At 66.0% G+C, this 7,167-nt stretch carries 8 protein-coding genes; 1 reads left to right on the top strand and 7 read right to left on the bottom strand.

Annotation, left to right across the window (positions count from 1 at the left end; genetic code table 11):
• The 5 genes from OXF11_20155 to OXF11_20135 form a co-directional block, all read right to left on the bottom strand.
• On the bottom strand, window positions 1-1,956 hold a 1,956-nt coding region (locus OXF11_20155), incomplete at its 3' end, for a thioredoxin domain-containing protein (protein MCY4489414.1).
• 35 nt (window positions 1,957-1,991) lie between these two features.
• Entirely contained in the window at window positions 1,992-2,339 is a 348-nt protein-coding gene (locus tag OXF11_20150; GenBank protein MCY4489413.1) for a peptidase, read from the bottom strand.
• Between the two features lie 10 nt (window positions 2,340-2,349).
• The gene (locus OXF11_20145) at window positions 2,350-2,652 is read right to left on the bottom strand and encodes a hypothetical protein (GenBank protein MCY4489412.1); all 303 of its coding nucleotides are present in this window, start codon (window positions 2,650-2,652) and stop codon (window positions 2,350-2,352) included.
• A gap of 61 nt (window positions 2,653-2,713) precedes the next feature.
• Entirely contained in the window at window positions 2,714-3,733 is a 1,020-nt protein-coding gene (gene mltG, locus OXF11_20140) for an endolytic transglycosylase MltG (GenBank protein MCY4489411.1), read from the bottom strand.
• 18 nt (window positions 3,734-3,751) lie between these two features.
• Complete coding sequence (locus OXF11_20135; GenBank protein ID MCY4489410.1) at window positions 3,752-4,342, bottom strand: hypothetical protein; 591 nt, start codon at window positions 4,340-4,342, stop codon at window positions 3,752-3,754.
• Window positions 4,343-4,500: 158 nt separating this feature from the next.
• Between OXF11_20135 and thiD the strand changes: the two genes are divergently transcribed.
• The gene (gene thiD / locus OXF11_20130; protein MCY4489409.1) at window positions 4,501-5,325 is read left to right on the top strand and encodes a bifunctional hydroxymethylpyrimidine kinase/phosphomethylpyrimidine kinase; all 825 of its coding nucleotides are present in this window, start codon (window positions 4,501-4,503) and stop codon (window positions 5,323-5,325) included.
• A gap of 34 nt (window positions 5,326-5,359) precedes the next feature.
• Here thiD and OXF11_20125 read toward each other — a convergent pair whose 3' ends face one another.
• Together OXF11_20125 and OXF11_20120 are read right to left on the bottom strand one after the other, a co-directional pair.
• Window positions 5,360-5,905 carry a hypothetical protein gene (locus tag OXF11_20125; GenBank protein MCY4489408.1) on the bottom strand — a complete coding sequence of 182 codons (546 nt, stop codon included), beginning with the start codon at window positions 5,903-5,905 and terminating at the stop codon, window positions 5,360-5,362.
• A partial coding sequence (locus tag OXF11_20120; GenBank protein ID MCY4489407.1) for a tripartite tricarboxylate transporter permease occupies window positions 5,898-7,167 on the bottom strand: 1,270 nt, incomplete at its 5' end. The genes OXF11_20120 and OXF11_20125, both read right to left, overlap by 8 nt.

The raw sequence follows: 7,167 nt of genomic DNA, 5'->3' as shown, positions 1-7,167 counted from the left end.
GCCGTCGATCTGCGACTTGCCCTCCAGCAGCGGGGAGATCTCCGCCAGGCGGGCGTCCGGGCTGACCCACCGGAGCGTCTTGTTGGGCAGGTAGCTGTCCTGCACCCGCCGCGCGATCGCGTGCGCATCCGGGTCGTCCTTTCCCGCCACCATGACGATCTCCGCCGGCATCGAAAGATGGAAGTCCAGCGCCGCGAGCATGTGGGCCAGGCCGAACGGCTCCTTGGCCATGGCGTCGTAGTGAAGACGCAGGACCTTCTCCGCGCGCTCCACCAGATCCTGCTCGCCGGTGTAGTGGTGGAGCCGCAGCAGCACCAGCGCCGCCACCGCGTTGCCCGACGGAATGGAACTGTCGAACCCGGGCTTGGTGCGGCTGATGAGCTGCTCGTGGGACTTGCCGGTATAGAAGAAGCCGCCGTTCTCCTCGTCCCAGAACTCCTCCACCATGGTGCGGGCCAGGGCCTTTGACCGGTCCAGCAACTCATCCTCGAAAGTCGCCTCGAACAGGTCCAGCAAGCCGGCGATGAGGAAGGCGTAGTCGTCGAGATAGCCCAGCAGCTTGGCCTGCCCGTCCTTGTAGGTGTGGAGCAGCAGGCCGTTTTCGAACATGCGCGTGAAGATGAAATCGACGGTCCTCGCGCCCGCTTCCCGGATCCGCGCGTCGCCGGTGACGGCATATCCCGCGGCAACGCCCGACAGCATCAGGCCGTTCCAGGAGGTGATGACCTTTTCGTCCCGGAAGGGCTTGACCCGCTTCTCCCGCTCCGCGAAAAGGCGCGCCCGGGATTCCGCCAGGACCGTTTCGATCTCTTGCTGGTCCTTGCCGAAGTACTTGGCCGCCTGCTCGACGGTGAGGATGGGGTGCAGGATGTTGTTGCCCTCGAAGTTGCCCAGATCCGTGACATCGTAGAACCGGCAGAAGATGTCGCCGTGCTCCTTGCCCAGGAGTTCCAGGACTTCCCTCCGGCCCCACACGAAGAACTTGCCTTCTTCCCCCTCGCTGTCCGCGTCCTGCGCCGAGTAGAACCCGCCCTCGGGCTGAATCATCTCCCGCAACACGTAGTCGAGCGTCTCCTCGACGATGCGCTTGAAAAACCCGTCCCCGGTGATCCGGTACGCCTCGGCATAGACCTGCGCGAGCTGGCCGTTGTCGTAGAGCATCTTCTCGAAGTGGGGCACGAGCCACTTGTCGTCCACGGAGTATCGGTGAAAGCCGCCGCCGAGCTGATCGTACATGCCCCCCTCGGCGACCTTCCGGAGCGTCTCGGTGATCATCTCCAGGTACCGCCCGTTTCCCGACAGCCGGTACGACCGCAGGAACAGGTTGTAGACCCCGGCGTTGGGGAACTTGGGCGCACGGCCGAAGCCGCCGTGGGCGGCGTCATAGGCGGACGTGAGGCCCTCGGCCCCGCGCGTCACCACCTCGACGCTCATCTCCTGACCGGTCTCGCTCAGCACGCTCATGCGATCCAGCGCGGTCACGATCTGGTCAACGTTCCGGGCCACGTCCTCGCGCTTGTTCCGGTATGCCTCCACCACCGCCTGAAGCACGCGCGGGAAGCCGGGCATGCCCTGCCGGTCCTCGGGCGGGTAGTAGGTGCCGCCGAAGAAGGGTTTCCCCTCGGGGGTGAGGAACACCGTCATGGGCCAGCCGCCTCGCCGCGTCAGCATCTGCACGGCGTTCATGTAGATCTCGTCCAGGTCGGGACGCTCCTCCCGGTCCACCTTGATGCTGACGAAGTTCTCGTTCATCAGCGCTGCGATGGCCGCGTTCTCGAACGACTCGTGCTCCATCACGTGGCACCAGTGGCAGGCCGAGTAGCCGATGCTCAGGAGGATCGGCCTGTCTTCCGCCCGCGCCTTGGCGAAAGCCTCCTCGCCCCAGGGGTACCAGTCCACCGGGTTGCCGGCGTGCTGCAGCAGATACGGGCTCGTCTCGTTGGCCAAGCGGTTCATCGACGGTTTCTCCCACGAATTAACCAGACACCACACTAGTATTTCCGGATCACCGCGATCACCACGCCGCGGATCTCCACGTCATCTTCCTCGGCCACGATGGGTTCCAGCCGTTCGTTGGCGGGACGCAGCAGCACTCTCCCGTCCTCGCGGAGCAACCGCTTGACCGTGGCCTCGCCCCGCACCACGGCCAACACCGTGTCGCCGTCGCCCGCGGCGGGGACGGACTGGACCAGGATCAGGTCCCCGTCCCGGATCTGTTCCTCGACCAGGGAATCGCCGCGCACGCGCAGGGCGAACGTGTCGGGGCTCCGCGCCAGCTCCGCCGGCACGCCCAGGGTGTCGTTCACCTCCACCGGCTCGAGGAGCACGCCCGCGGCCATGGTCAGCCTATCAGCCTTCGGCCTCCATGACACCCTTGGCCATTTCGACCATGCCGCGGGCCTTGACCGCGTTGGCGTCCTCGGGACCATGGAACTTTCCGAGGTAGGCCGCCACCTTGCGCAGCACCTCGTGATGCGCCTCGGCGCACGCACGGCGGGCATCGGGCGAAAGCTCCCAGAACTCCCTTTCGATGTTGCCCAGCCAACCCGGCAGATACTCCACCTCAATGTCCTTGCCGCTGTACAGATACCCCTCCAAGGAGCCCACTCTGGCCGCCAGGCCGTAGACCCGCTGGACGTCGGATGCATCCATGTTGTTCCTCCCTTCGGTGGAGTTTCCTTCGAACTTTCGAATATCCCGACCAAGTCTCGAGTCAGGGGGAGGCCACCTTGCGCGACCGCGCGCGTCCGTTGCGCTGGTATCGATCCACGGCCTTGTTATGCTCGCGCAGCGTGGCGGAAAAGTGGTGGCTGCCGTCGTTCTTCGACACGAAATACAGATAATCGACCGCCGCGGGAAACAGCGCCGCGTTGATCGCGGCCAGACCGGGGTTGGCGATGGGTCCCGGCGGCAAGCCGGAAATCCTGTAGGTGTTGTAGGGGCCGGGGGTCCGGAGGTCGCGGCGCGTCAGGTTGCCGTTGAAATTCGCCAGGCCGTAGATGACCGTGGGATCGCTCTGGAGCCGCATGCCCCGCTTCAGGCGGTTGTGGAAGACGGCCGACACCGTCGACCATTCGTCGTGAGGCCCGCCTTCCTTCTCGATGATGGAGGCCAGGGTGACCACTTGGTGACGCGTCATGCCGATGGCGCGCCCGCGCGCCTCCAACTCCGCGGTAAACCGGCGTTCGAAGGTCGCCAGCATCGTCCCGACGATCTGCTCCTCGGTGGTCACCGCGGGGAGCTTGTAAGTGGCGGGGAACAGGTAGCCCTCCACGCTGTCGCCCCCCAACGACTCGAGCAGCGCGGGGTCCTTCGCCGCGGCGACAAACTCCGCCGCCGACACCCGGCCCCGCCGCTCCAACAGGTCGGCGATCTGCCGGACCGTCAAGCCCTCGGGAATGGTCACCCTGTAGTGGACGCTCCCGCCGTCCACGAGTCGCGCCAATACCGACGCCGGGGACACGGTCCCCTCGAAGCGGTACAGGCCGGGATGGACCCTCTTGTCCACGCCACGGAGCTGCGCCCAGAGCACGAGCGGGCGCCACTGGGAAATCACTCCCTTGCCACTCAACTCCCGCGTGATGGCCGCGAACGAGTCGCCCTTGCGGATCTCGATTTCGGTTACCGACGGGTGTCCCTGGTACGGCGTCCACAGAAACGCGCACAGATAGCCCGCGCCGAAAAGGGCGACGAGCAGGACAACACCCGCGGCAAAAAGGAAGGGTCTGGTCAAGGAAAGACTCCGGCGGCGTCAGTTCTCGGTGACGTTCACCTTCATCCATCCTTCGATCTGCTTGAGGAAACCGGAGAACGGATCCTTTTTCGGCGAGTCCGCGAAGTAGGCCTTGTGCATGTAGTCGAGCGCACCGGAGAAGTACTCGAACTTCTCGGAGAGCTCCTGATAGAGGAGGAAGCCCGTACGGTAGAGCGACAGGTCCACCTCGGACACCTTCATGTAGGAGCGGCTGCCCTCCCGGATGTAATAGTCCAGGTAGCCTCCGTGCTCCACGTGGGAGCGGAACACGCCGCTCATGAACAAGGTGTAGTCGCCGAGGTACTTGCGGAAGCGCCGCTCCCGCATCAGCATGTTCTCGCCGGCGAAGGCGGGGTTCCCGTCCGGCAGCACCGACTGCTCGTCCGCCAGCATCTCCACCACGCTCTCCAGCCGTTGGTGCCTGCGCGCGCGCACGCGGAACAGGCGGTCACTGCGGGCGAACTCCGTCAGCACGTCGGCCACGTAGCCCGTCACCTCCGCGTCACGGATGCCCAGCTCGCCGAAGCACTGCCGGGTCATGTTGAGGAAAAATCCCTGAAGCCGGTCTTTCGAAAGCATCTTTTCCATGGCGTCACCGTGACCGGTAATGCCAACAGGAAACGCCGGGGATGTCAATCCCGAAGAATGTCGGCGCGCGGGCCGATGGCGCCGGTGCGTCGAACACGCCACCGGTGTGGGTGTCGGGTCCGTTCCCGTGGTAAGGAAGCGTCGGAAGGAGCCTTTCCGTGAAGATATGCAAAGCCCTCACCATCGCGGGGTCGGATTCCGGTGCCGGCGCCGGCCTTCAGGCCGACCTCAAGACGTTTGCCGCCCTGGGCGTGTACGGCACGTCCGTGGTCACGGCCATCACGGCCCAGAACACTACCGGCGTGACGCGGATTCTCGAAGCGCCGGCGGCGCTGGTCGCCGCCCAGATGGACGCCGTCCTGGAGGACATCGGCGCCGACGCGGTCAAGACCGGCATGCTCGCCAACGCCCGGATCATCCGCGCGGTGGCCGCCAAGGTCCGTGAACACCGTGTCGAACGCCTGGTGGTGGACCCGGTCATGGTGGCCAAGGGCGGACACCGGCTCCTCCGGGAAAACGCCGTCCAGGCACTGAAGACCCATCTCTTCCCGCTGGCCGCCGTGGTCACGCCGAACCTTCCCGAAGCCCAGGCGCTGACCGGTGTGGCCGGGACCGGCGCCAGGGCCATCCAGGACATGGCCCGCCGCATCGTCGACATGGGCGCGCGCAGCGTCGTGGTGAAGGGAGGTCATCGCCGGGGCGCGGCCACCGATGTCTTCCACGACGGGGCGGTGTTCCATGAGCTCTCCGCCCCACGGATACGGACGAAGAACACGCACGGCACCGGCTGCACCTATTCCGCGGCGCTGGCCTGCGCTCTCGCACGCGGCCAATCCGTGGAGACCGCGGTGGCCGAGGCCAAGGAGTTCATCACCCGGGCCATCGGCCATGCCTTCTCCATCGGCCGCGGACACAGCCCGGTCCATCATTTCCATGAGTACTGGAGCGGCGGCCACGCCCGTGGCCGGCAACGCCCACATTGAGCGGCCAGGGGCGAGGGCAGGGGGGTGCGGACCTTTACCGGAGCAGGTTCAGAACCGGGTCTACCAGGTAGGAATCGAAAGAATAGAGGCCCAGGCCGTAGGCGATCTGGCCGGCGGGCAGGGGGAATGAAAGAGCCTCCTCCAGGCCCATCTTGAAGAAGACGTACACGCCCAGACTGTACACCAGGCTGGTGCGCCAGGTCTCGCGCGCCTGAAAGCGGAGGAAGATCGTCGGCATGACCACCCCGCCCACCTTGAACCCGAGAAGGTACAGCCCCACCGCGAAGGCCACGGCCCAGAACGAGATCTCCAGCGTGCGTCGGCGCACCATCGCGGGCTCGATAAACGGTTCCGCGTCCGCCACGGGATGCGGTCCGGCCGGACCGTGCTCGAACGCGGGCGGGCGGAACCCCAGCCACAAGCTGTGGGCGAGGTGCATCACCGACAGGGCCAGCACGGGATAGCCGATGGCCAGCGGAAAGAAACGCGTACGCGCGGGCCAGCCCTGGGCCTCCCACACCGCCCATGACAGGGCCGTCACCAGCAGCACGCCGATGACGATATCCGTCCGGTTACGCACCCAGATCCTCCTGGAGCTTGGCCCGCTTCGCCATCCAGTCCTGCAACCCGGGCAGGAAGATCACGACCAGGGCGACTCCGAAGGTTACCATGACGATGGGACGCGTCAGGAACCAAAGCCCGTAGATCTCGTAGGAGATGAACAGGTTCCGTTCCACGAGCGATCCGAGCACCAGCCCCAGCACCAGCGGCGGGCGCGGCCAGCCGTGGTTCACCATGACCACGCCCATCACTCCGAACACCAGCGTGGTGGTCATGGCGAAGTAGGAGCCGGTGTTGGCGAAACCCGCCAGGTAGATGAGCATGAACAGCGCCGGAATCAGCAACGAGCCGCGCACCTGGGTGATCTTCGCCAAATGGTTCAGGAACAGCAGGCACAGCACCACGGTGATGATGTTCGAGATGACGATGAGCCACACGAACGAGAAGGTCAGAGCCAAGTGCTCCGTGAGCATCTTCGGCCCGGGCTGCAGCCCCTGGATGATGAACGCGCCCAGCAGGATGGCGGTGGTGGCGCTGCCGGGCACGCCGAAGGCCACCGTCGGGATCATGGCGGCGCCGATGCCCGAGTTGTTGGCCGCGCCCGGCCCCAGGACGCCGCGCACGTCGCCCTTGCCGAAACCGCTGCGGTCCCTGGTGCTCTGCACCGCATGGGCGTAGGACACCCATTGGGACAGGGCCGCGCTCACTCCGGGCACGAGGCCGAAGAAGGTGCCGATCATGCTGCAGCGGACGGTGAGGCCGATGTGGATGAAGGTGTCCTTGACCCCCTGCCACACGCCGCCCAGCTTGCCCACCTTGGTTTCGGCGATGGCGGAGCCCTTGACCCACAGCTCCACGATCTCCGGCACGGCGAAGAGCCCCACGGCCGCGGCAATGAGGCCGAGCCCCTCCCACAGGTTCACCAAGCCGAAGGTATAGCGCTCGATGTTCTCCTGGTAGTCCAGGCCGACGGTGGACAGCACCAGCCCCAGTCCGCCCGCCAACACCCCCTTGAGCTTGTTGTCGCCGCTCAGTGCCGCGAGAAAGCAGATCCCCAGGATCGCCAGGGAGAAGAACTCCGGCGACTTGAAGGACAGCACCAGCGGAGTGACGATGGGAATGGCGGCGGCCAGGGAGAACGCGCCGACGATGGCGCCCACCAGCGAGCTCATGAGCGCCGCGCCCAGGGCGCGGCCGGCCTCGCCCTTCTTGGCCATGGGATGCCCGTCGATGATGGTGGCGGTGGACACCACCTCCCCGGGCACGCCGAACAGGATCGAG

This window comes from Deltaproteobacteria bacterium (assembly GCA_026712905.1).
Lineage (GTDB): Bacteria > Desulfobacterota > Binatia > UBA9968 > JAJDTQ01 > JAJDTQ01.
This window is presented reverse-complemented; position numbering and strand designations above follow the sequence as displayed.

Bases quoted from the DNA above. Each gene is read 5' to 3' on its own strand.
- OXF11_20150 (MCY4489413.1), bottom strand. From the start codon at position 2,339: ATGGCCGCGGGCGTGCTCCTCGAGCCGGTGGAGGTGAACGACACCCTG.
- OXF11_20145 (MCY4489412.1), bottom strand. From the start codon at position 2,652: ATGGATGCATCCGACGTCCAGCGGGTCTACGGCCTGGCGGCCAGAGTG.
- OXF11_20135 (MCY4489410.1), bottom strand. From the start codon at position 4,342: ATGGAAAAGATGCTTTCGAAAGACCGGCTTCAGGGATTTTTCCTCAAC.